The sequence below is a fragment of the Leisingera caerulea DSM 24564 genome (genome assembly GCF_000473325.1).
GTDB classification, from domain to species: domain Bacteria; phylum Pseudomonadota; class Alphaproteobacteria; order Rhodobacterales; family Rhodobacteraceae; genus Leisingera; species Leisingera caerulea.
Map to the genome: position 1 here is coordinate 2460010 of NZ_KI421513.1, position 22192 is coordinate 2482201.

At 65.6% G+C, this 22192-nt stretch carries 24 protein-coding genes and 2 tRNA genes; 13 read left to right on the forward strand and 13 right to left on the reverse strand.

All coding sequences use genetic code 11. The features are described 5' to 3' along the window. Position 1 precedes the first annotated feature (1 nt). The gene (locus tag CAER_RS0119100; protein ID WP_027236869.1) at positions 2 to 904 is read left to right on the forward strand and encodes an EamA family transporter; all 903 of its coding nucleotides are present in this window, start codon (positions 2 to 4) and stop codon (positions 902 to 904) included. A gap of 58 nt (positions 905 to 962) precedes the next feature. Here CAER_RS0119100 and CAER_RS0119105 read toward each other — a convergent pair whose 3' ends face one another. Beyond that, positions 963 to 1694 carry an NUDIX hydrolase gene (locus CAER_RS0119105; protein ID WP_027236870.1) on the reverse strand — a complete coding sequence of 244 codons (732 nt, stop codon included), beginning with the start codon at positions 1692 to 1694 and terminating at the stop codon, positions 963 to 965. A gap of 4 nt (positions 1695 to 1698) precedes the next feature. Next, entirely contained in the window at positions 1699 to 2121 is a 423-nt protein-coding gene (locus CAER_RS0119110) for a DUF983 domain-containing protein (RefSeq protein ID WP_027236871.1), read from the reverse strand. A gap of 201 nt (positions 2122 to 2322) precedes the next feature. Here CAER_RS0119110 and CAER_RS0119115 point away from each other — a divergent pair, with 201 nt between their 5' ends. From CAER_RS0119115 to CAER_RS0119130, 4 genes are all read left to right on the forward strand, one after another. Next, the gene (locus CAER_RS0119115) at positions 2323 to 2799 is read left to right on the forward strand and encodes an EF-hand domain-containing protein (RefSeq protein ID WP_027236872.1); all 477 of its coding nucleotides are present in this window, start codon (positions 2323 to 2325) and stop codon (positions 2797 to 2799) included. Positions 2800 to 2866: 67 nt separating this feature from the next. Next, positions 2867 to 3448: an RNA polymerase sigma factor gene (locus CAER_RS0119120; RefSeq protein WP_027236873.1), complete on the forward strand. Its 582-nt coding sequence runs from the start codon at positions 2867 to 2869 to the stop codon at positions 3446 to 3448. Further along, positions 3441 to 3815, forward strand: a complete 375-nt coding sequence (locus tag CAER_RS0119125; RefSeq protein WP_027236874.1) for a hypothetical protein — start codon at positions 3441 to 3443, stop codon at positions 3813 to 3815. Before CAER_RS0119120 ends, CAER_RS0119125 begins: the two co-directional genes overlap by 8 nt. Then, positions 3812 to 4303: a periplasmic heavy metal sensor gene (locus tag CAER_RS0119130; RefSeq protein ID WP_027236875.1), complete on the forward strand. Its 492-nt coding sequence runs from the start codon at positions 3812 to 3814 to the stop codon at positions 4301 to 4303. Before CAER_RS0119125 ends, CAER_RS0119130 begins: the two co-directional genes overlap by 4 nt. Positions 4304 to 4394: 91 nt before the next feature. Here the strand turns inward: CAER_RS0119130 and CAER_RS0119135 are convergent, their stop codons facing one another. Next, positions 4395 to 5789, reverse strand: coding sequence for a diguanylate cyclase domain-containing protein (locus CAER_RS0119135; RefSeq protein ID WP_027236876.1), 1395 nt, complete (start codon positions 5787 to 5789; stop codon positions 4395 to 4397). A gap of 115 nt (positions 5790 to 5904) precedes the next feature. Here CAER_RS0119135 and CAER_RS0119140 point away from each other — a divergent pair, with 115 nt between their 5' ends. The 5 genes from CAER_RS0119140 to CAER_RS28230 all read left to right on the forward strand — a co-directional run bounded on the left by CAER_RS0119140 (position 5905) and on the right by CAER_RS28230 (position 10749). Next, positions 5905 to 6189 carry a DUF3572 domain-containing protein gene (locus CAER_RS0119140; RefSeq protein ID WP_027236877.1) on the forward strand — a complete coding sequence of 95 codons (285 nt, stop codon included), beginning with the start codon at positions 5905 to 5907 and terminating at the stop codon, positions 6187 to 6189. A 58-nt stretch (positions 6190 to 6247) separates the two neighbouring features. Continuing rightward, positions 6248 to 6937 (forward strand): HAD family hydrolase, encoded by a 690-nt coding sequence (locus CAER_RS0119145; RefSeq protein WP_027236878.1) that lies wholly within the window; start codon positions 6248 to 6250, stop codon positions 6935 to 6937. Between the two features lie 234 nt (positions 6938 to 7171). Beyond that, positions 7172 to 8731: a trimethylamine methyltransferase family protein gene (locus CAER_RS0119150; protein ID WP_027236879.1), complete on the forward strand. Its 1560-nt coding sequence runs from the start codon at positions 7172 to 7174 to the stop codon at positions 8729 to 8731. Between the two features lie 375 nt (positions 8732 to 9106). Then, on the forward strand, positions 9107 to 9694 hold the full coding sequence (locus CAER_RS0119155) for a heme NO-binding domain-containing protein (RefSeq protein WP_027236880.1): 588 nt from the start codon (positions 9107 to 9109) through the stop codon (positions 9692 to 9694). Then, entirely contained in the window at positions 9691 to 10749 is a 1059-nt protein-coding gene (locus tag CAER_RS28230; RefSeq protein WP_036797449.1) for a GGDEF domain-containing protein, read from the forward strand. The genes CAER_RS0119155 and CAER_RS28230 overlap by 4 nt, the downstream gene beginning before the upstream one ends. A 162-nt stretch (positions 10750 to 10911) precedes the next feature. Here CAER_RS28230 and CAER_RS0119165 read toward each other — a convergent pair. The 6 genes from CAER_RS0119165 to CAER_RS0119190 form a co-directional block, all read right to left on the reverse strand. Next, a tRNA-Glu gene (locus CAER_RS0119165) sits at positions 10912 to 10986 on the reverse strand. A 170-nt stretch (positions 10987 to 11156) separates the two neighbouring features. Next, positions 11157 to 11231, reverse strand: a tRNA-Glu gene (locus tag CAER_RS0119170). Between the two features lie 104 nt (positions 11232 to 11335). Continuing rightward, on the reverse strand, positions 11336 to 13075 hold the full coding sequence (recJ, locus tag CAER_RS0119175) for a single-stranded-DNA-specific exonuclease RecJ (protein WP_027236881.1): 1740 nt from the start codon (positions 13073 to 13075) through the stop codon (positions 11336 to 11338). A gap of 116 nt (positions 13076 to 13191) precedes the next feature. Next, positions 13192 to 14178 (reverse strand): class II fructose-bisphosphatase, encoded by a 987-nt coding sequence (gene glpX, locus CAER_RS0119180; protein WP_027236882.1) that lies wholly within the window; start codon positions 14176 to 14178, stop codon positions 13192 to 13194. A 155-nt stretch (positions 14179 to 14333) separates the two neighbouring features. Continuing rightward, entirely contained in the window at positions 14334 to 15620 is a 1287-nt protein-coding gene (locus tag CAER_RS0119185; protein ID WP_027236883.1) for a homoserine dehydrogenase, read from the reverse strand. Between the two features lie 115 nt (positions 15621 to 15735). Then, entirely contained in the window at positions 15736 to 15990 is a 255-nt protein-coding gene (locus CAER_RS0119190) for a hypothetical protein (RefSeq protein ID WP_027236884.1), read from the reverse strand. 165 nt (positions 15991 to 16155) lie between these two features. Here CAER_RS0119190 and CAER_RS0119195 point away from each other — a divergent pair, with 165 nt between their 5' ends. Together CAER_RS0119195 and CAER_RS0119200 are read left to right on the forward strand one after the other, a co-directional pair. Further along, positions 16156 to 16743 (forward strand): TetR/AcrR family transcriptional regulator, encoded by a 588-nt coding sequence (locus CAER_RS0119195; RefSeq protein WP_027236885.1) that lies wholly within the window; start codon positions 16156 to 16158, stop codon positions 16741 to 16743. Beyond that, positions 16740 to 17219 carry a GNAT family N-acetyltransferase gene (locus CAER_RS0119200; protein WP_027236886.1) on the forward strand — a complete coding sequence of 160 codons (480 nt, stop codon included), beginning with the start codon at positions 16740 to 16742 and terminating at the stop codon, positions 17217 to 17219. Before CAER_RS0119195 ends, CAER_RS0119200 begins: the two co-directional genes overlap by 4 nt. A gap of 17 nt (positions 17220 to 17236) precedes the next feature. On the opposite strand, the gene CAER_RS0119205 is transcribed toward CAER_RS0119200, so the two are convergent. Continuing rightward, positions 17237 to 17539, reverse strand: a complete 303-nt coding sequence (locus tag CAER_RS0119205) for an antibiotic biosynthesis monooxygenase family protein (protein ID WP_027236887.1) — start codon at positions 17537 to 17539, stop codon at positions 17237 to 17239. A gap of 126 nt (positions 17540 to 17665) precedes the next feature. After that, positions 17666 to 18577 carry a pirin family protein gene (locus tag CAER_RS0119210; protein WP_027236888.1) on the reverse strand — a complete coding sequence of 304 codons (912 nt, stop codon included), beginning with the start codon at positions 18575 to 18577 and terminating at the stop codon, positions 17666 to 17668. A gap of 215 nt (positions 18578 to 18792) precedes the next feature. On the opposite strand from CAER_RS0119210, the gene CAER_RS0119215 reads away from it, so the two are divergent. Continuing rightward, positions 18793 to 19983: an adenylate/guanylate cyclase domain-containing protein gene (locus tag CAER_RS0119215; RefSeq protein WP_027236889.1), complete on the forward strand. Its 1191-nt coding sequence runs from the start codon at positions 18793 to 18795 to the stop codon at positions 19981 to 19983. An 80-nt stretch (positions 19984 to 20063) separates the two neighbouring features. Here the strand turns inward: CAER_RS0119215 and CAER_RS0119220 are convergent, their stop codons facing one another. Both CAER_RS0119220 and CAER_RS0119225 read right to left on the reverse strand, forming a co-directional pair. Next, positions 20064 to 21236, reverse strand: a complete 1173-nt coding sequence (locus CAER_RS0119220) for a 4Fe-4S double cluster binding domain-containing protein (RefSeq protein ID WP_027236890.1) — start codon at positions 21234 to 21236, stop codon at positions 20064 to 20066. A 49-nt stretch (positions 21237 to 21285) separates the two neighbouring features. Next, a complete protein-coding gene (locus tag CAER_RS0119225; RefSeq protein ID WP_027236891.1) occupies positions 21286 to 22161 on the reverse strand; it encodes a LysR family transcriptional regulator in 876 nt (291 codons plus the stop codon). Between the last annotated feature and the right edge of the window lie 31 nt (positions 22162 to 22192).

A 22192-nucleotide genomic window follows, 5' to 3' on the forward strand; every position in this document is an offset into this window, starting at 1 on the left:
CATGTTTGCCTGGATCCCCGTTTCCATTGCCGCTGCCTCTTTTCAGACCGTGCGCTTCATGCTGCAGAAGGTCCTCAGCAGCGTGACGCTGACGCCGGGCGGAGCCACCTTCGCCCGGTTTTTCTATTCCGCACCGTTCATCCTGACGGGGCTGGCGCTGTATCTGGCGGTCTCCGGACGGTCTCTGCCACCGCTGCCGCCGGCATTCTGGATCTATGCCGCCATCGGCGGCACGGCGCAGATCCTGGCAACGGTCTGCGTGGTGGCGCTGTTCAAGCAGCGCAATTTTGCGGTGGGGATCACCTTCAAGAAGACCGAAGTGATCCAGACCGCCATCGTCGGTCTGGCGGTGCTCGGTGACCCGGTCAGCTTTGGCGGCTGGGTGGCGATCCTGATCGGGCTGGCGGCGGTGCTGGTCCTGTCCCGGGCGCCGGACGCAACAGGCGCCTGGTGGCGGCACCTGACCAACCGCGCGGCGCAGCTGGGGCTGGGGTCGGGGGTGCTGTTTGCCTTCTCCGCCGTCAGCTACCGGGGCGCATCGCTGCAGCTGGGCGATCTGGAGCCTGCATTCCGCGCGGCGGTGACGCTGGCGGCGGTGGTCAGCTTGCAGACACTGTTCATGGGCGTGTGGCTGGGCCTGCGCGACAAGGGCGAGATCGCTCGGGTCTGGGCGGCGCGCAAAGTGGCGGTCTGGGTGGGGCTGACCAGCATGGGCGGCTCGTTCTGCTGGTTCTGGGCCTTCACGCTGCAAAACGCGGCCTATGTGAAGGCGGTGGGACAGGTGGAGCTGCTGCTGTCGCTGCTGGCCTCAGTGCTGTTCTTCAAGGAGAAGGTCACAGCGCGTGAGCTGGCGGGCATGGCGCTGCTGGTCGTGTCGATCCTGGTGCTGGTTCTGGCGATCTGACCGGCAGCGCCTGCAGCAGGGCAGCCGGAATTATGCGATAATTCCGGATTGGAGAACGTTACCCGTCCGCTGGCATCGGATACCCCTTGAGGCGCAGGAACAGGCTGGCCTCGTCGTTATTGTGGAAATAGGGCACGCTTTGCGGCGGCTCGGCATCGCGGACGCGGGCGGTGACTTCGGCCAGCACCACTTCGGTGATGAAGGGCAGGTCAAAGCTGCGCACCTGGCTGAGCGGGATCCATTGCAGATGCGACAGCTCATCCGCAGCACGGGAGAAATCATCCAGATCGCCGGTGATCTGATCGGCATCGACCAAAAAGAAGCGCGCGTCGAACCGGCGCGGGCGGCCCGGCGGGGTCAGGGCGCGGAAGACGAATTGCATCGCCCTAGCCGAAGGAACATGGCCGGTGGCGGCAAAGCTCTGCCAGTCTTCGGGGATGTCCCCGGTCCAGCTGCCGGGCTCGCCCAGGATCAGGCCGGTTTCCTCCCACAGCTCCCGCACCGCGGCGACGCTGAGGGCGTGGTGCATGTCAGCGGGTGCCTTGTCGGCCAGGCGTTCCTGGCAGACGGGGGAGATTGGCGAGGCCAGGGGGATCTGCGCGTCTTCCACATCAACCGCGCCGCCTGGGAAAACGAACTTGTTCGGCATGAAGGCGGCCTTGGCGCCGCGCTGGCCCATCAGCACCTGCGGGTCGCTGGTCATCCGGCCGCGCATGGCAATGACCGTGGCCGCGTTGCGGATTGCGGTTTTGTCAGTGGTGGTTTCACCGCTCAGAAATGTGTCGCTCATGCTGTTATTGCCCTGTTACCGCCGGGGTGTCCTTGCCGAACCCGTGCATCCGCCGCGCCCACTGGTAGGCGATGACGATCCCCTTCATCCGCGGCAGAAGATAGAGGGAAGAGGCCAGGCAGCCAATCGTGAACACAGTGAACATCACCAAAGGCTCCGGCCGCCAGGAGAAATAGACCACATGCATCAAGGGCGCCATGATGTGGCCGACGATCAGGATCGTCAGGTATGCCGGGCCGTCATCAGCGCGCGCATGAGTCAGGTCCAGGCCGCAGTGGCTGCAGCTGCTGTTCACTTTCAGATAGGAGTGCAAGAGCTTGCCCTGCCCGCAGTTGGGGCACTTGCAGCGCCAGCCTTTGGCCAGGGCGGGCATGGTGGGCCGGTCGTTCTCTGTTTCGGGGGCCGTAACGGCGGGGGACTCGGTCATGAAAATATCCTGTGTGCTGGGCATATCTTTGCGCGCTTCAGCTGGCGCGGGAAAGGGGAAAGCCCGATTTCTGCGCCGGTTTGCCGCAACGTGCGGGGGCTGGGAAAAATATTCTGGATTCTGCGACGGATCTGCGGCGGGTGTGCGTTTCTCCTATGTATCAGGCAGCAAGAGGCTGCCGCAGGACAAAGGAAAGACGATATGAAACACGTCACGTTCATCGCCGCGATCGTTGCCGCAGCTGCTGTGACTGCAAGCGGCGCTGCCCTGGCGCAGGGGTTCGGGCATCATGGGCCGAGGATGTCCTTTGAGGAAATCGACGCGGACGGCAATGGCGAGGTCACCAGGGCCGAGATTGAGGCCATGAAGGACGCGCATTTTGCCGAGGCGGACGCCGATGGCGACGGCAAGCTGACGCTGGAAGAAATGCAGGCGCGGGCGCGGGAGCACGCCAATGAGCGGGCCGCCTGGATGCTGGAACGCTTTGACACCGACAAGGATGGAGCGTTGACTAAGGAAGAGCTGCCGCAGCCGCGCCGGGCGGGCAAGATGTTTGACCGCATGGATGCCGATGGCAGCGGCGGTATCTCCAAGGCGGAATTCGAGAATGCCCGGATGCATCGCGGCGGGATGCATGGCCATGGGTACGGTCAAGGGAATAACACGGAGCAGAACTGATCGCTGACGCGTGCTGCATAAGACGGAAATATCGCGGCGCCGGGCCCCTTCTGGGGGTCCGGATGCCATGAGCGCAGCCGCGGAGGAGGTCTCCGGCGATGCGCTTATGGTGCTGTATGCCAATGGCGACAGCCGGGCAGCGGCGGAGCTGACCGCGCGGCTGGGGCCAAGGGTCTTTGGTGTGGCAATGCGGGTGATGGGAAACCGAGCCGAGGCCGAGGACGTGACCCAGGAGGCCATGCTGCGGCTGTGGAAGATGGCGCCGCAGTGGCAGCCGGGGCAGGCGCAGGTCTCGACCTGGCTGTACCGGGTGGCGATGAACCTGTGCATCGACCGCAAGCGGCGCGCCCGCGGCGGCCATGCGGATCTGGATGCGGTGCCGGAGCCGCCGGACCCGGGCCGCTCGGCGGCGGAGCAGATGCAGGAGGGCGCGCGGCAGGATGCGCTGCAGGCCGCCCTGATGCAATTGCCGGAGCGCCAGCGCCAGGCGGTGGTGCTGCGGCATCTGGAAGAGCTTTCGAACCCGGAGATCGCCGGGATCATGGACATCAGCGTCGAGGCGGTCGAGAGTCTGACCGCCCGGGGCAAACGGGCGCTGGCTGCGGCTTTGGCCGGGCGGCGCGAAGAGTTGGGGTATAGCGATGGCTGACACGGATAAGGCACTGGAGGAGCTGGAGGATCTGTTTGCTGCGGCACGCAGCCAGCGGCCCGGGATGCCGGCGCCGCTGAACGCTGCCATTCTGGCCGATGCGGCACGCGAGCAAGCGGGCTTCCGGGCCGCGTGGCCTGAGCGGGCGGTGCGCCAGCCGCTGTGGCGGCAGCTGATCGAGGCGATCGGCGGCTGGCCTGCGATGGGCGGACTGGCGGCGGCCAGCGCGGCGGGCCTGTGGATCGGAATCGCGCCGCCCTCCTTTGTGCCGGACCCGGTGGCGCTGGCCGGATATGAGAACACCAGCACCGCGTTCGCCGATGAGAGCTATGACATGGCGCTGATGCTGAGCGAGGACCTGCAATGAGTGCGGAGGGCAAACCCGGAATGAAGCTGTGGCTGAAACTTCTGCTGGCGGCCTCGCTGGCGCTGAACCTCGCGGTGATCGGCATCGCGGCCGGTGCGGCCTGGCGGTTCTCCGGCTCGGACCGGCACTGGCAGCGGCCGCCGTCGGTGGGTGCGATGATCTTCCGCGAGCTGGACCGCGATACCCGGAAGGAGTTGCGGCAGCAGGCGGGGGGGCATCACGGCAGTTACTTCGAGCGCCGCCATGCCGAGGGTGAGGCGGTGATCGCGGCGTTGCGCAGCGGCAGTTTCGACGCCGCAGCGCTGCGGGACATGCTGCGCAGCCAGGCGGACGCGCGCCACGCCTTCCACTCTAAAGTGCAGGATGCCTGGGTGAGTAAGATGGAGGCGATGACGCCGGAGGAGCGCGCCGCCTTTGCTGACCGTATGGAAGACAGGATGCAGCGGCGCGGCAAGCATTGGCACAGGTCTGGGCACGGGCGGGATTGATCCGCCCGCGGCAGATATTGGACAGCGCCACTCACCTGAAAGGCAGCCGGTTGCGGCTGCCGCATTTCTTGACCGGATGCGTGCGCAGGCCTCAGGCGGCCACGGTGCATTCTTTGGATAAGGTGACCTGATTGCGGCCGGCGTGCTTGGCATTATAGAGCGCCTGATCCGCCTTCTCGACCAGTGCCGCGGCGCTGCCGTCCTGACCGCCGCCGCCCATCACCGCGCCTATGCTGATGGTGACCTGGACCGGTTCCGCGGCGCCGGGGACTTCGAAAGGGGTGCCGTTGATTGCGTTGCACAGGGCAACGGCGGCGACGCCGGCCTCGGCCTCGCTGGCGCCGGGCAGGACGGCCATGAACTCCTCACCGCCGACCCGGGCCAGCAGATCCGCCGGGCCCAGCACTTGCTGCATACGGCGGGCGGCCTCGATCAGCACCGCGTCGCCGGCAGGGTGGCCGTAGACATCGTTGATCCGCTTGAAATGGTCGAGATCGGCCAGCATGACGGCGAATTTCTCGCCATTGGCGGCGGCGGAATGCGCCACCCGGTCCAGGAACGGCTTGGCATAGCGGCGGTTGTAGAGGCCGGTCATCGGGTCCAGCACCGCGGCGCGCAACCCGTTGCGGACGCTGTCGCGCAGCCGGTCCTTGCGGGCCTTGTGCTGCAGCTGGGCGGTGAGGCGCAGTTCCAGCTCCTCGACATCGAAACCGGTTTGCAGCACGTCATGGGCGCCGCGGTCCAGCGCCTCGGCGGCGATCTGCGGATCGGCCGGATTGGGCACCGCGATCACCACCGTCTGGCGGGTGGCGGCGCGGGCGCGCAGGTCGGCCAGCAGCCGCAGGCCTGGACCGGCCGAGGCCTCATTCAGCTCAACGATAATGGCATCGGCGACCGGTGCCTGCATCAGTCCCTGGATATCGCTGATCGCATGGGTGCGAAGCTCGTAGGGCAGGCAGGCGGAGAGGCGGTCGCGCCAGGCCATGGCGGTGCGGGGATCCTGCGCTACCAAAGCGACGGTGGCATTGCGCAGTTCCTCGGCGCAGCAGCGGTCGCTCAGCGGCAGAATGAACCCGTGCGAGGCATCGCGCTGCAGGTTCAGCTCCTCGTCGGCGCTGCGGGCGCGCAGCAGGCTGCGGATGCGGGCCTGCAGGATCACGTCGTCCACCGGCTGCTGCAGCACATCGTCGATGCCCTCGGACAGCGCCTGCAGCCGGGCCTTGGAGCCCTCCCAGTCGGAAATCGCGATGACGGGCAGATCGGCCAGCGTCTCATCCGCGGCCAGCTCGCGCTTGACGCCGGCAGCCGTGCCGTCGGGCAGCGACATCGCGGTGAGCACCAGATCAGGGCGGTGCTGGCGGGCGGCCTGCAGTACCTCGGCGGTGCTGCCGGCCTGGACCACGTCATAGTAGGCAGCCGCCAGCTGCACCTTCAGCATGATGCGGTTGGTGGAGACGCCGTCGATGACCAGGATAGTGCCTTGCACGCGGTATCCTTTCGCCCCTTGCAAATCCTATGACTGGAAGTTTTGCTGAGACTGGTTAAGAAACCCTTTCGGATTTTTACTAAATTGGCCGCAATGCGGCAGGAGTGTGGAGAACATGCGGATTTCCGCCGATGGCGCCGAGACCCTGGCGCTGCAAGCCCTGGCCTGGCTGGCCGGAAATGATGAGCTGCTGCCGGTGTTTCTGGGTGCAACAGGCGCCAGCGCGGCGGATCTGCGCGCGCGGGCAGCGGAGCCGGAGTTTCTGGGGTCGGTGCTCGATTTCTTAACGATGGACGACAACTGGGTGATGCAGTTCTGCGATTCCCACGGCCTGGATTATGAGATGCCGCTGCAGGCGCGGATGTCGCTGCCGGGCGGCGCGCAGGTGAACTGGACTTGAGATCGGCGGGGGCTGTGCCTAGGGTTCCGCCAAATTCCCGCGGAGGAGAGGACCCGCCATGCCCGTTGATGCCTTCCTGTTCGACAAGGACGGAACCCTGTTCGACTTTGCCGCCACCTGGAACGGCTGGGCGGCCCGGGTGCTTGAGACGCTCGCCAAGGGCGACCAGGAGGTTCTGGCGGCGATGGCCGGGGTGATCAGCTATGACCTGGAGCGGCGCGCGTTCAACCCCGACAGTCTGGTGATTGCCGGGTCCAACGACGAGGTGGCGGAGGTTCTGGCACCGTTTGTGGCGGAGATGGAGGTTGAGGAACTGGCGGTGTTCCTGGCCCAAAGTGCGGCGGAGGCCGAGCTGGCACCCGCGGTGCCGCTGGCGGAGTTCCTCGACGGGCTGCTGGCACGCGGCAAGGTGCTGGGGGTGATGACCAACGACGCCGAGGTCTCCGCCAAGAGCCAGCTGCAGCGGGCGGGTGTGCTGGACCGCTTCGCCTTTGTCGCGGGCTGCGACAGCGGCCATGGTGCCAAGCCGGACCCGGATCCGCTGCTGGCCTTCTGCAAGGCGGCGGGGGTGCCGCCGGAGCGCACCGCAATGGTCGGCGACAGTCTGCATGACCTGGAGGCCGGAGCCGCGGCAGGGATGCGGCGGATCGGGGTGCTGACAGGCATGGCGCTGCGCGAGGACCTAGCGCCGCACGCCGATATCGTGCTGCCCGACATCGGCCATATCCCGGCCTGGATCGACCGCTGATCCCTTCCTGATTCCATTGACCTTAGGCTGGCGGGGCTGTTTCACCGGCGCACGGCTCTCGCGCGCCGGTTTTTGCTGCGGCACACTGGGCACAAGTGTACAGAAATGGTCTGGACCGCCGGATTTCAGGGCAAAAACGACAGCGATGGTCGGGAACGGACAGGTTCGGACCGTGCAGATTGGCACAGTGAATGGCTATCGGCATTTGGAAACTCGGATCTAGGGGAGACCGGCATGGCAGAGACAGGCGCGCGCAAGAGGCGGGGCGGGGGCAGGGCAGGCGCGGCGGCCCGGCGCGGCAGTGCGGCGCTGGAGCAAATGCCGTGGCAGATCCCGGTCAACATCGACCGCCCGACCGAGCCATTGACCGACGAAGGCATCCAGGCGATCCACGAAGGCGCCATGCGCATTCTGGAGGAGATTGGCGTGGTGTTCCTGAACCCGGAAGCCCTGGGGATCTTCAAGCAGGCCGGCGTCAAGGTCGAAGGCGAGCTGGTCAAAATGGACCGGGATTTCGTGATGGAGATGGTTGGCAAAGCGCCCCGCGAATTCTCGATCACCCCGCGCAACCCGGACCGGACCATTCCGCTCGGCGGCAACCATATCCTGTTCGGCAATGTCTCCTCGCCGCCCAACTACTGGGATATGGAGCTGAACAAGAAGGTGGCCGGCAACCGCGAGCAGTGCCGCAACCTGCTGAAGCTGACGCAGTATTTCAACTGCATCCACTTCGCCGGCGGCTATCCGGTGGAGCCGGTGGACATCCATGCCTCGGTCCGCCATCTGGATGTGCTTTATGACAAGCTGACCCTCACCGACAAGGCGATGCACGCCTACAGCTTGGGCAAGGAGCGGGTCGAGGATGTGATGGAAATGGTGCGGATCGCCGGCGGGCTCAGCCATGAGGAGTTCGAAGCCAAGCCGCATATGTACACCAACATCAACTCCACCTCGCCGCTGAAGCATGATTTCCCGATGATCGACGGCTGCCTGCGGCTGGCGCGGCGGGGGCAGGCGATTGTGGTGTCGCCGTTTACCCTGGCGGGCGCAATGGCGCCGGTGACCATGGCGGGCGCGGTGGCACAGTCGATTGCCGAGAGCCTCTGTGCCATTGCGCTGTTTCAGTATGTGCGCCCGGGCACGCCCTGTGTGATCGGCACGTTTACCTCGAATGTCGACATGAAGTCGGGCGCGCCGGCCTTTGGCACGCCGGAATACATGCGCTCAACCCAGATGACCGGGCAGATGGCGCGGTTCTATGGCTTGCCGATGCGTTCGTCCGGGGTTTGCGCGGCCAACGTGCCGGACGGGCAGGCAATCTGGGAGACTTCGAACTCGCTGTGGGCGGCGGTGCAGTCGGGCACCAACATGGTGTACCACGCGGCCGGATGGCTGGAGGGCGGGCTGATCGCCAGCCCCGAGAAGTTCATCATGGATTGTGAGATCCTGCAGCAGATCGAACGCTACATGCAGCCGCAGATCTCAGCCACCGGGCCGGAGGAGATCGCCCTGGATGCAATCAAGGAAGTCGGCAACGACGGCCATTTCTTCGGCATTCAGCACACTCAGGACCGCTATGCGGAGGCATTCTATCAGCCGTTTCTGAGTGATTGGCGCAACTATGAGGCCTGGGAGGCGGCAGGCGCCACCTGGACCGCGGAACGCGCCCACAAGCTGTTCAAGGAAATCATCGCCGATTTCGAGGAGCCGCCGATGGACGCGGCGATCCGCGGCGAACTGGCGGATTTTGTTGCCCGCCGCAAGGCTGAGGGCGGGGCGCCCACAGACTTCTGAAACCGGCAGCTGCGCGGGAAAGGCGGAGGGGTAACCCTCCGCTTTTTTGGTTGGGGGACTGGCAGCAGGTCAGATTCTGCCGGTCTGGCAGGCACGGCCCGTTGCGGGCTTGCCTCTTGGCGCCAGCCGGTCCAGTAGGGGAAAGCCGGAACCGGGTAAGCAAGCTGCATTGCCGGAACCGCTTGGCCAGAGCCCGGCAGCCGGACTAGGATCGTAACACGCACAGGGCCGGTGTCCGCTGCGCAAGGCGGCGGGCCTGGTTCAAAAGAAAAAACCGGGGGAAATGCGCGCGATTAATCACGCAAATTTGCTTTGTTGGGCCTTTCTTAACCCGCAGGCGTCAAGACTGTGGCATAGGCAAAAAGGGGCCATTGCATGCACGGTCTGATCAACAGGGCGATTCAGGCTTTTGTGACCAGTACCTACGGAGCGGACCGCTGGGAAGAGGTTATGGAAGAGGCCGGGCTCGGGTTTTCCGAGTTCGAGGCAATGCTGTTTTACACTGATGAACAATCGGGTCGGATGCTGGCGGCAATGGAAAAGGTGCTGGCACGCCCTCTGCCTGAAATGCTGGAGGACATGGGCACTTTCCTGGTGTCCAATCCTCAGGTGGAGGCGCTGAGGCGATTGCTCCGCTTTGGCGGCGTGAACTACGTTGAATTCCTGCATTCGCTGGATGATCTGCCGGACCGGGCGCGGCTGGCGGTTTCGGACCTGCATCTTCCCGCGCTGGAACTGCTGGAGCAGGCGCCGCAGCAGTTTGAGCTGATCTGCCAGCCGGGGCTGCCGGGCTATGCCTATGTTCTGATGGGTGTTCTGCGGGCGATGGCCGATGACTACGGCGACCTGGTTTTCCTGGACCACAGCGGCACCCAAGGCGGCGCAGAGGTGATTTCCATTACTCTGGTGGAAACCAAGTTCGCTGCCGGGCGCGAGTTTGATTTGGGGGCGCACTCGTTATGATGACACTCGAGCAGCTGACCCGGATGGCAGGTGTGGTCTGCCCGATGTACGCAATTGTCGATCCCAAGGGGCGCATCGTCTCTGCCGGGCCGACCCTGAAGAAGCTGCGCCCGCAGCTAAGCTGGGAGGGGCGGCGGTTCTTCCGGGTCTTTGATTTGTCGCGGCCGCGCTCGGTGCGCTCGGTGGAGGATCTGCTGCGGACTTCCGGCAGCAAGCTGCATTTGCAGTTCCGTGACGCGCCTCAGACCGGTCTGAAGGGGGTTTGCACGCCGCTGCCGGACGGGCAGGGCGCGTTCATCAACCTGTCCTTCGGGATCTCGGTTCTGGAAGCGGTGCGCGATTACGATCTGACCAGCGCCGATTTTTCGCCGACCGACCTGACCATCGAGATGCTCTATCTGGTGGAGGCGAAATCCGCCGCGATGGAGGCGTCCCGCCAGCTGAACCTGCGTCTGCAGGGGGCCAAGATCGCCGCCGAGGAGCAGGCCTTTACCGATACTCTTACCGGGCTCAAGAACCGCCGGGCGATGGATCATGTGCTGGGGCGGCTGATCGCCAGCGGCCGCGAATTTGCACTAATGCATCTGGATCTGGATTTCTTCAAGCAGGTGAACGATACGCTGGGTCATGCCGCCGGCGATGCGGTGCTGCAGCAGGCGGCGCGGATCATGGTGGAATGCACCCGTCAGTCGGACACTGTGGTCCGGGTGGGCGGTGACGAGTTTGTGATGATCCTCGAAGGTGTGCTGGACACCACGCGGCTGGCGGCCATTGCCAAGCGGCTGATTCAGCAATTGGAGGAGCCAATTCCCTTTGGCGCCCAGACCTGCAGGATTTCCGCCAGTGCCGGCACCACCCTGTCGACCTGGCAGAAGGTCCCGGACATGCAGCAGCTGCTGAACCAGGCGGATCTGGCGCTTTATGCTGCTAAACGCGCGGGGCGGGCGCAGCATTGCTTCTACCGCGAAGGCATGGAAAAGGACGACCTGGGTGCAGCCGCCTGCGGCAACGGTGCGGCTGAGCCGCAGCAGGCAGCGGGCGGTCCAGCTTCCTGACCGGCGGGATTGCCGCGGGTCAAACTGGACCGGGGCCGGAGTTCCGGCCGCGGTTCTGGGTGTTTCCACTGCGTCAGCGGAACAGCGCACAGCAAAAGAAAGGCTGAGCGCCCGGGATATGCGCCAGTGCGCCGCGTCGGATTAATTTTTCGGGGGAGGAAGTGGCAGCCCGTAGGGGAATCGAACCCCTCTTTCCAGGTTGAAAACCTGGCGTCCTAACCGATAGACGAACGGGCCACTCTGTCTGTGGGGCGGTGTTTACTGATTGCGCCGGCCGGGCGCAAGAGGGTTTTTGCGGAAATGCGAAGATTTTTTCCGGGCCGCTTCGCAGGGGTAATCCGCTGGAAATAAACGCAAAAAATCGCGCGGTTGGCGCGTCGAGAGTGTCTGCTTCTGGCGGGGGGAAGTGGCAGCCCGTAGGGGAATCGAACCCCTCTTTCCAGGTTGAAAACCTGGCGTCCTAACCGATAGACGAACGGGCCACTCAGTGCGTGAGCGGGTATTTAGTTATAAGCGCCGGAACCCGCAAGAGAAAAAATACGCATTCGCGAAATTTCTTATCCACAGGCAGCAAGCCTTTGAAATCTCACGCTTCGGCAGCGTCCTCCAGGCGCAGCTGGGGGCTTTGGCGACCGCCCCAGGTGTTGATTTCCAGCCGTCCGGCAAAATGGAAGCGGGCACCGCCGTGCTCCAGCAGCCGCGGGCCCAGGGCGGTGTCAAAGGCACCAAAGCAGATCGCATCCACCCCACCCCCCATGCCGTCGCTGAGCGACAGTTTCAGGTGGCTTTCGCCGACCTTCTTGGCAAAACGCACCTGCAGGTCGGGCAGCGCATAGCGCGGGGCAGGGGCACCGGCGCCAAAGGGGCCGGCCTGTTCGATCTGTCCGATCAGGTCCACCGTGGCGGCACCGGGCATCAGGGCGCCGTCCAGTTTCAGGTCGGCGGGGCCGCCTTGTCCAGCGCCCTGTTTGGCCAGAAGTTCGCTCAGCCGCTCCATCGCCGGTTCCAGCTTGTCGCGCATCACGGTAAGGCCCGCTGCCATCTTGTGGCCGCCGCCCTTGACCAGCAGGCCCTCAGAAGCCAGCCGCTGGATCGAGGCGCCAAGATCGACGCCGGAGACCGAACGTCCCGATCCCTTGCCTTCATCCCCGTCGAAGCCGATCACGATGGCGGGCCGGTTGGCGGCTTCTTTCAGGCGGGAGGCGACGATGCCCACCACGCCCGGATGCCAGCCCGCGCCTGCGGCCCAGACCAATGGTCCCTCCAGCCCGCGTGCCTCGGCCTGGTCCAAAGCCGCAGCGCGCACCGCATTTTCGATGTCGCGGCGTTCGGTGTTCAACTGGTCCAGCCGTTCGGCCAGGGCGGCGGCCTCATGCGGATTGTCAGTTGACAATAATCGCGCGCCCAGGTCGGCCTTGCCGATCCGGCCGCCGGCATTGACCCGCGGTCCCAGCAGAAAGCCGAGGTGATAGGTGGAGGGCGCCGAATCCATGCGGCTGACATCGGAAAGCGCCACCAGCCCGGGGCGTTTGCGTGCCGCCATCACTTTCAGCCCCTGGCGTACCAGCGCCCGGTTGGCGCCGATCAGCGGCGCCACATCGGCGACAGTGGCCAGTGCCACCAGGTCCAGCAGGGGCATCAGATCCGGCCCCTTGGCACCTGCCTCGCGCATCTGCCGCCCGGCCTCGACCAGCATCAGGAACACCACGCCGGCGGCACAGAAATAGCCCAGGTCGCCGCTTTCGTCCTGCCGGTTGGGGTTCACCACCGCCACGCATTCCGGCAGCGTCTCGCCGCCCAGGTGGTGGTCCAGCACGATCACGTCAGCGCCCTTGGCGGCGGCGATCGGCTCATGGCTGAGGGTGCCGCAGTCGACGCAGATGATCAGGTCGTGGGCGGCGGCCAGCTCCTGCATGGCGGGCACGTTGGGGCCATAACCCTCGTCGATGCGGTCCGGGATATAAAGCGTCGCCTCCAGCCCCATCTGCCGCAGCCAGACCAGCAGCAGCGCGGCGGAGCTGCCGCCGTCGACATCGTAGTCGGCAAAGACCGCGATCCGCTGCTTGCGCCGCACCGCCTCCAGGAACCGGGCCGCGGCGGCCTCCATGTCTTTCATCTCGCGCGGGTCGGGCAGCAGCTCCTTCAGCCTGGGCTCCAGAAACCCCGTCGCCTCCATCGCCGGAACGCCCCTCCGGGCCAGCACCTGGCACACCGAACGGGGCAGGCCGGTCTGCTGCGCCATCATTTCCGACGCCCGGTCCACCTCCACGCCTGGCCCGACCCAGCGGCGCCCGCTCAAGGATTGCTCAACACCCAAAAAGCTCATTATCTGCCCCCATGCGCAAAGGCCGGACCCAATCCGGATCCGGCCCTTTCATCTTTCATCAAATACTCCCGCCGGAGGCAGCGGCGCAAGCCGCTTCCTGTCGGCGCAGGACCGGCTTACATCTGATGCGGTGCCAGCGGCGTGCGGTAGGACATGCGGCGGACCGACCCGGTCTTGGAGCGCATCAGCAGGGTGGTGGTCTCGACCCAGCCCGGCTCGCGCTTGATCCGCGGCAGCAGCGAGCCGCCGGTGACGCCGGTGGCGGCAAAGATCACGTCCTGGGTGACCATTTCATCGCGGGAATAGATGCGGTCCAGGTCGGTGATGCCTGTCTTGGCGGCCCGCGCCTTCTCGTCGTCGTTGCGGAACAGCAGCTGGCCGAAGATCTGGCCGCCCATGCATTTCAGCGCCGCGGCCGCCAGCACGCCCTCAGGGGCGCCGCCCTGGCCCATGTACATGTCGATGCCGGTGGTGCCGCTTTCGGCGCAGTGCATCACGCCGGCCACGTCGCCGTCGGTGATCAGCCGGATCGAGGCGCCGGTTTCGCGCACTTCGGCGATCATTGCCTCATGGCGGGGGCGTTCCAGGATGCAGACGGTGATGTCGGACGGCGCGCAGCCCTTGGCCTTGGCCAGCGCCTCAACCCGCTCGCGCGGGGACATTTCCAGCGAGACCACGCCTTCGGCAAAGCCCGGGCCGATGGCCAGCTTGTCCATATAGGTGTCCGGCGCGTGCAGCATCGAGCCGCGCGGCCCCATGGCGATCACGGTCAGCGCGTTGGGCATGTCCTTGGCGGTCAGGGTGGTGCCTTCCAGCGGGTCGAGCGCGATGTCGACGCCGGGGCCGTTGCCGGTGCCGACTTCCTCGCCGATGTACAGCATGGGGGCCTCATCGCGCTCGCCTTCGCCGATCACCACTACGCCTGCGATGTCCAGCAGGTTCAGCTGCTCGCGCATGGCGTTCACGGCGGCCTGGTCGGCGGCCTTTTCGTCACCGCGGCCGATCAGCGAGGCAGAGGCCAGGGCGGCCTGCTCGGCAACGCGGGCCAGGCCCAGCGACAGCATGCGGTCATAAAAGGGCGCGTCAGAAGTGTTCGAAGTCATACCGGAAATCCTGTCTCAACGGGTCAGATGTCAATGGGCGTTCCAAGCCGAATAGCGCGGGGCGGGGCCGGCTCGCAAGGGAAGATAGCGCTTGCCGCGGCAGGAATGCCCCGCCGCGGCGTGCAAAACGGCCGTTTTTTGCGGGGCGGGGCGGCTCAGACCTCTTCGATGCGCAGGGCGACGGGGGTGCCGTCGACCACATCGGTGGCGGCGAGGCCGTCCAGCGCCGCGTCCAGGGTGGCGCGGGTGCATTTGTGGGTGACGATCAGCACCGGCGCAACGGGTTCGGAATGGCCGTACTGGCGCATCCGGTCGATCGAGACGCCGGCTTCGCCAAGGATTGCCGCCACCTTGGCCAGCGCGCCGGGTTTATCCAGCAGCCCCATGCGCAGATAGAAGGGCGCGGGCAGGCCGGTCTGGGCCGCCGGGGCCTCCTGCAGGGTTTCGGCGGGCTGGCCGAAGGTGGAGATCCGCAGGCCGCGGGCCAGGTCCAGCACATCGCCCATTACCGCGCTGGCGGTCGGGCCTTCGCCGGCGCCAGGGCCGCGCAGAACCACCTGCTCGATCGAGTCGCCCTCGATCACCACCATGTTGGTGCCGCCTTCCAGCTGGCCGAGCGGCGAGTCGGCGGGCACCAGGCAGGGCGACATGCGCTGTTCCAGCCCGCGGGCGGAGCGCTGCGCCACCCCCAGGAGCTTGATGCGGTAGCCCATATCGGCGGCGGCGTGGATGTCTTCCAGCTGGATGCGCTGGATGCCCTCCAGCTGCACGCTGTCAAAGTCAGGTTTGGTGCCAAAGGCGATAGAGGCCAGCAGCGCCAGCTTGTGGCCCGCGTCGATGCCGCCCACGTCCAGGTTGGGGTCGGCCTCCAGATAGCCCAGGCGGCCGCATTCCTCGAACAGCGCGTTATAGCCCTGCTCGGTGGCCTGCATCTGGGTCAGGATGTAATTGCAGGTGCCGTTCATTACGCCCATGACGCGGGTGATTTCATTGCCGGCCAGGCCTTCGGTCAGCGATTTGATCACCGGGATGCCGCCGGCAACGGCGGCCTCGAAACGGATCACCCGGCCTGCGGCCTCAGCCTGTTCGGCCAGCGCCTGGCCGTGGATTGCCAGCAGCGCCTTGTTGGCGGTGACGACATCCTTGCCCGCGGCCAGCGCGGCCTCGGTGGCGGCCTTGGCGGCGCCCTCATGGCCGCCCATCAGCTCGACAAACACATCCACGTCGTCGCGCACGGCCAGCGCCACCGGGTCGGTTTCCCAGGCGTAGCCGCTCAGCGGGATACCGCGGTCCTTGCTTGCGTCGCGGGCCGACACCGCGGAAATCACCACCGGCCGCCCGGTCCGTGCCTCCAGCAGCGCGGCGTGGCGGCGGATGATCTTGACCACGCCGATGCCAACCGTGCCCAAACCTGCAATCCCAAGACGAAGCGGTTCTGTCATAGCTGGAGGTCCTTTGTTCCGAAATGCTCAGCCCCGCCTTATCGGGTTCGGCGCGAGCGTGCAACGCCGCTGCCGCATGCAGCGGGGAGAAGAAGTTGAGAATGCCGGGAAGCGGTCAGAATTCGGCGTTTTTCACCGCCGCGGCCCGGCGCTGCAGCCGGTCGCTGCGGGCGTCGAGCTCCTGCTGCAGCTCTTCGCCGGCCTGCTGCGGCGGGTCCAGCGGCTCAAGCGTGTCATCGAGCGGCAGCAGCCTGGGATAGCCGGCATTGCGCAGGTCAGGGGTCAGCCGGTCTTCCAGTTCGGGCACCCGGGTGCAGGCGGCAGCCGCTGCCAAAGCCACGAGGAAGGTGATCCGCGCCCACATCTGCATTGCCTAAACCCTTTGTTCCGCACTGCCGGTTCTAGGGGCTCCGGTGCGGCTGTACAATTGATTTCCCGCCGCAACGGGCGTTGGCTTTGCCGGGCGGTGCGGTTACAGAAAGGGCGGCCGCATTCCCTCTTTTATATGAACGCTTGTTCAGTTATCTTTGCCGGCATGGCACGCACCCAAGGTTCCCATTCCGATATCACCGGCCCCCGCATCCGCCAAGCGGCATTGCGGCTGTTTGCCCAGCATGGCTATGCCGCCGTGTCGATGCGCCAAATCGCCAAGGAGGTCGGGGTGCAGGCGGGGGCTCTGTACAATTACACGCCGGACAAGCAGAGCCTGCTGTTCAGCCTGATGTCCAGCCATATGGAAGAGCTGCAGGCGGCTTGGGATGCGGTGCCCCGGGCGGCGGGTGCGATGGAGCGGCTGCGCGCCTTCACCGGGTTTCATATCCGCTTTCACCTGGAACGCCCGGATGCGGTTTTCATCGCCTACATGGAGCTGCGTAACCTGACCGAGGAAAACTTCACCGTCATCGAATCGCTGCGCCGCGACTATGAAAACGGGGTGGAGGCGATCCTGAAGGAAGGTGTGGAGCAGGGGGTCTTCGCGATCCCCGACACCAAGATTGCAACGCTGGCGGTGATTGCGATGCTGAACGGGGTCAACACCTGGTACCGGTCCGAGGGGCGGCTCTCGCTGGATGAGGTGGAGCGGGTCTATTGGGACATGGTGCAAAAGGCAGTCAGCGCATGAGCCTGCTGGAACTGCAGACCAGCCGCCTGCGGGCGGTACGCTGGCAGGATCTGACTGCGGCGGAGCTGGAAGCACTGTTTGCACCTAAGGTGGTGCAATGGCTGCCCGAAGGATTCCAGGCCAAAGAAAGCGATCAGGCCCGGCGCGATTTCCTGGCGGCGGTGGCGCAGCAGGCTGAGGTGATCGGCCTGCGAGACACAGGCGGGCAGGGCATCGGGCTGCTGATCCTGTCTTACCCGGAGGACGGCAGCAAAATCCGCAACCTTGGCTATCTGTTTGCAGAGGCTGCCTGGGGGCAAGGCCTGGCGAGCGAGCTGATCGGAGGCCTGCAGGCACATTTCAGGGGCAGCGGCACTTGCCTGAGCGGCGGTGTCATGCAGCAGAACGCGGCTTCGGCCCGGGTGCTGGAAAAGGCGGGCTTCACGCCGCAGTCCGCGGGCGGGGAGACTGTCTTCAGCTGGTGCGCGGAAGGCTGAGCCTCGCAGACGGCCTGTCAGCTCAGCAGGCCGATCATGTCGTAGTGGTCGATCTGGCGGCTCAGCACCATCGGGTCCTCCTCCGGCAGCACATGCGGCTGCTCCCAGTCCTCGCCGGCAAAAGCCTGCAGCGCGTCGATGCTCTCCCACACCATCACCACGCAGAAAGTGGCCGGCGATTCCGGCCGCGGCAGGCCGGCCGTGACCGAAACGAGTCCGGGCTGGCGGCGCACATGCGGCACGGCTGTATTTGTCAGGAAGTCCTTGAAGTCTCTGATCTTGTCGTCGCGGACGGTGGCGCGGAACACCCGGATGATCATGTCTCCCCCCATCTGTTCGTTGGACGGGGGGAGTATAGCACATCAAGGGCCCGGTTTGCGGGCCGCAGGCGGTCAGTGCGCGGGCCTGCGCCGCGCACAGGGAAAAGCGGGCACCGGTTTTCCTGGTCAGTGCGCGGGCTTGATAAACGTCCCGTTGCGCAACTCGCGGAACGCTTGGTGCAGTTCAGCCTGGGTGTTCATCACGATCGGCCCGTGCCAGGCGACCGGTTCATTGATCGGCGCACCGGAGATCAGCAGGAAGCGCACGCCTTCGGGGCCTGCCTGCACAGTGATCCCGTCACCGGTGCCAAAGCGGATCAGGGTGCGGTCGCCGGACAGATCGCGGATGTTGACCTCCTGGCCTGCGACTTCCTTCTCCAGCAGCACGCCTTGCGGGGCTGAGGCATCGGCAAAGGCGGCCTCGCCTTCGAAGACATAAGCGAATGCCCGGCGGTAGGTGTCGACCGGCAGGGTCTTCTTGACGCCTGCGGGGACGAAGACATCCAGGTACTGCGGATCTGCGGCAATGCCGTCCACCAGGCCGCGCTTGCCCCAGAAATCACCAGCAATCACCTTCACGCGGGTGCCGTCATCGTCGATGATCTCGGGGATGTCGGTGCCCTTCACGTCCTGATAGCGCGGCGCGGTCATCTTCTGGCTGGCAGGCAGGTTGCCCCACAGCTGGAACCCATGCATCTGGCCCTTGGCGTTGCCCGAGGGCATCTCCTGATGCAGGATGCCGGACCCGGCGGTCATCCACTGTACATCGCCTGCACCCAGGGTGCCCGCGTTGCCCAGCGAATCGCCATGTTCCACGGACCCGGCCAGCACATAGGTGATGGTCTCGATGCCGCGGTGCGGGTGCCAGGGGAAGCCGCGCAGGTAGTCCTCGGGGTTTTCGTTGCGGAAGTCGTCGAACAGCAGGAACGGGTCCAGCTCCGACGGGTCCTGAAAGCCGAAGGCGCGGTGCAGCTTGACGCCCGCGCCCTCGGTGTGGGGCTGGGCGGCGCGGGTTTCGAGAATGGGTCTGAGGGACATCTCAATGCCTCCTGTAAACGTTGACTGCGACTAAGATAAGATGTGCGCTGCCGCCCGGAAACCTGCCGCCGGACACGAGGGCTGTGCGCAGGTGAACAGGTGCCCCCGCAGCCCGCAGGGCTGCCCGGCCCAACGGGACGCGGTGCCGCAGGCACCAAGGACGGGCGGGAGCATTGCCGTTGCCGCGTGATGGACCTGCGGGGTAGCCTGAGCAGATGACACAAACCCCCGATCCCATGTTGCAGCTGCCGCCGGACCGTCTGCAGGGCGCCTTGCGGCTGATCTCCTACTTGCTGGAGGAGGGGCGCTCCGCCGCGGATCCGGATCAGGTGCTGGAGAAGATGTGCCGCCTGATCCGCACAGTGGGGGTGCCGCTGCAGCGCGCCGCCTCCATCGTGCAGCTGCTGCATGCCGAGGCGGTGGCCAGTGCCCGCTTCTGGGAGCACGGGCAGGGCACCCGCAGCGAGCTGTTCCCGTTCAACGAGGACAGCGGCGATGGTTATGCCCGCTCGCCCGCTGCTGATGTGCACAAAACCGGCGAATGGGTGATCCTGTGGCTGCCGGACACGCCCGACGACCGCTATGGCATCGTCCCGGACCTGAAGGCGGAAGGGTACACTCACTACATCATGGCGCCGGTGTTCATGGGGATCGGCACGGCCGGTATCTTCAGCTTTGCCACTCAGTCACCGGAGGGGTTTTCTGACGAAGACATCCGTTTCCTGCGCGCGGTTTTTCCGGCACTGGCTGCCTGCCAGGAAGTCCTCTCCACCGCCCGCACCATGAAGGAAGTGCTGCGGATCTACGTAGGTGAGGAGCCGCAGCGCCGGATCCTGTCGGGCGATGTGCACCGGGGCGAGGTGATGCGGATCCGTTCCGCCATCCTGTTTGCCGACATGCGCCGCTTTACCGAACTGACCGCCGGGATGAGTGCGGAGCAGGCGACCGGCCTTCTGAATGCCTATTACGACTGCATCGTGCCGCCGGTCGAGGCCGCGGGCGGCGAGGTGCTGAAACTGATCGGCGATGGCATCCTGGCGGTTTTTCGTGCCGGCGACGACGGGGCGCAGACCTGTAGCCAGGCGCTGACCGCCGCCCGTGAGGGCTTGGCGCGGGTCGCCGCCCGTTCAGTACAGCCGAAATTCGACGTCGGCATCGCGCTGCACTTTGGCGAAGTGGCGTTCGGCAACGTGGGGTCGGGGATGCGGCTGGACTACACGGTGATCGGCCGCGACGTGAACCTGGCCGCGCGTGTGGCGGAGCTGTGCGGCGCCAAAGATGAACCGTTGCTGGTCTCATCCGAGTTCCGGCAACGGGCGGGGCTGGAGGGGCGGTCTTTGGGAGAGCATAGCCTCAAAGGGTTGCAGACGCCGGAGGAGGTGTTTGCGGTTTCGGTTAGCCCGTGAGCGCTGTGCGGGAAATTTAACTAAGGGCCGTCCCTGCCGGTGCAGGCAGGCGCGGCCCGGGCAATGTTGCCGGGCTTTTTTCAGGCCTCATTCCACCACTCCGATGGTTTGCGCCGCTGCCCGTGTTTCCCTGCCAGCCGCAGCGCCAGCTTGCGCAGCGGGCCAAGCGCCAGCTTCAGCCACAGCCGGTTGCGCCACTTGGAAAAATCGCGGTTGAACGGGCAAACCCGCATGCAGATCGCGCAGTCAGAGGCCATCCTGGCCCAAAAGGAAAAGCACTTTTCGGCATCCGATGTCCATTTCCTGACCCCCTTGATCGCCGAGACATTGGCGGTGCGGGTGGAGGGCGGCCCGTAGGGCAGCGCCTTCACCGGGCAGGCATCGGCGCATTTGGTGCAGATATCGCAGAACGCCTTTACCCCTTGCGGCTGCGGCGCGTCATGGGACAGCGGCAGGCTGGTGAAAATCTTGGAAAACCTGAGCCGCGGTCCGAACTCCGGCGTGATCACCATCTGGTTGCGGGCGTATTCGCCCAGCCCTGCCTTGACGGCATAGGGGATCACCAGGCCGGTGTCATTCATCGACGGCACCGCCTCATACCCGAGGTTGCGGATATAGGCGGCCAGCTGCATCACGATGGAGGCCTCGTGGCTGTATTCCCGCCCCGTAGCGGCGCCTGCCAGCGCGGAGGGGTAGGTGGCCACCAGTTCCCTGTCCATTTCATGGCCCAGCACGATCACGCTGGTCAGCCCCTCGGGCAGATCATGCGGCGCCTCGGACATGTCGCGGGCATCGACCCGCGCGGTATAAAGCCAGCGTTCGTCCAGATCGGTTATGCCGCAGAGATCAGCGCCGAAGAACCTGGCGATGCGTTTCACCTCGGCGGACATCCGGGTGGGGTCATCAATTTCCAGCGCCTCCTTGGCCACCGGCGTGTCGGCGCGGATTGCGGCCTGAAACCCTTCGCGGACACCCTCATGCGCCCGGCGGCTGGAGACCACGTCGGAGATCAGCCAGGCCGCGTTGCGCAGGGCAAAGTCGCGCTGGGAGAAACCGTCGCCGCGGCGCGGGGCAGCCTCCATCCGGTAGGAGGCGAAGAATTTGGCGGTGTGTTTGGATTTAACCCGTTCGTCCCAGAAAGCGCGGGTAAAGATGTCGTTGCGCTGCGAGAACCGCTCGAAACCGTCGGTGACGTCGATCCCTGCGGCGGCATCGCCGTCGCGCTGGGGCGGGGTGTTCTGTGGCCAGGGCATGGCCGGACGCTAGCCGTCAATCCCGGAGCCGGCAAGGGCCGGCGGTGCTTCAGGCGAACAGCGACACGATCCAATCCCGCACCATGGCGGTTTCGGCGCTGTTCGGCGCTTCCCCGGCCGCGGGCATCAGGTAGTGGCCCTGGCCCATCGGAATCTCGGCGTCCAGCACCGGCGAGAGCCGGCCGTGCGACAGTGGCAGTTCAGCATAGCGGCGCATCAGCATGGCAACGCCTGCGCCAGAGGCCGCCATCTCGATCGCCGCCAGCGAAGTGTCGACATAGAGCGGCGCGCTGCGGTCTTTCAGCGGCACACCCTCCTGTTCCGACAGCCGCAGCCAGTGGTCCTGATAGCCGTGGATGTGGATCAGGGTCTGGCCGAAAAGCTGGTCCAGCGATTTCAGCTGCCCCGCCATCAGCGGCTGCGCGACTGGGATCACGCTTTCGGTGGAGAGCAGATGCGCACGCCGGTCAAACCAGCCTGACGGCCCCAGCCGGAGGTCAATATCCACATCTTCATCCTGGGTGCTGTCGGCCCAGACGGCGGAAATCAGCCGGATCCGGATGTGCGGGTTGGCGCTGTGAAACGCACCCAGCCGCGGCGCCACCCACAGGACCGCGGTGGAGACCGGCGCCCGCAGGGTCACGGTCCGGGTGTGCGCATGGCCCAGCAGGCCGCGGGTGGAATAGGCGATATCGGTCAGCGCCTGCGCGACGGAGGGGTAGTAGGCGTGCCCCAGCTCCGTCAGTTCCAGGTGCCGTGACCGGCGGATGAACAGGGTTATCCCAAAGCTTTTCTCCAGGCTGCGCACCTGATGGCTGACCGCGGCCTGGGTCAGTCCCAGTTCCTCTGCCGCGGCGGTGAAGCTTTGCAGGCGGGCGGCGGTCTCAAAGGCGCGCAGCCAGACGAGATTGGGCAGATCGGGCATTTGTGTTGCAAAAATTCTTTGGGTCAGACCG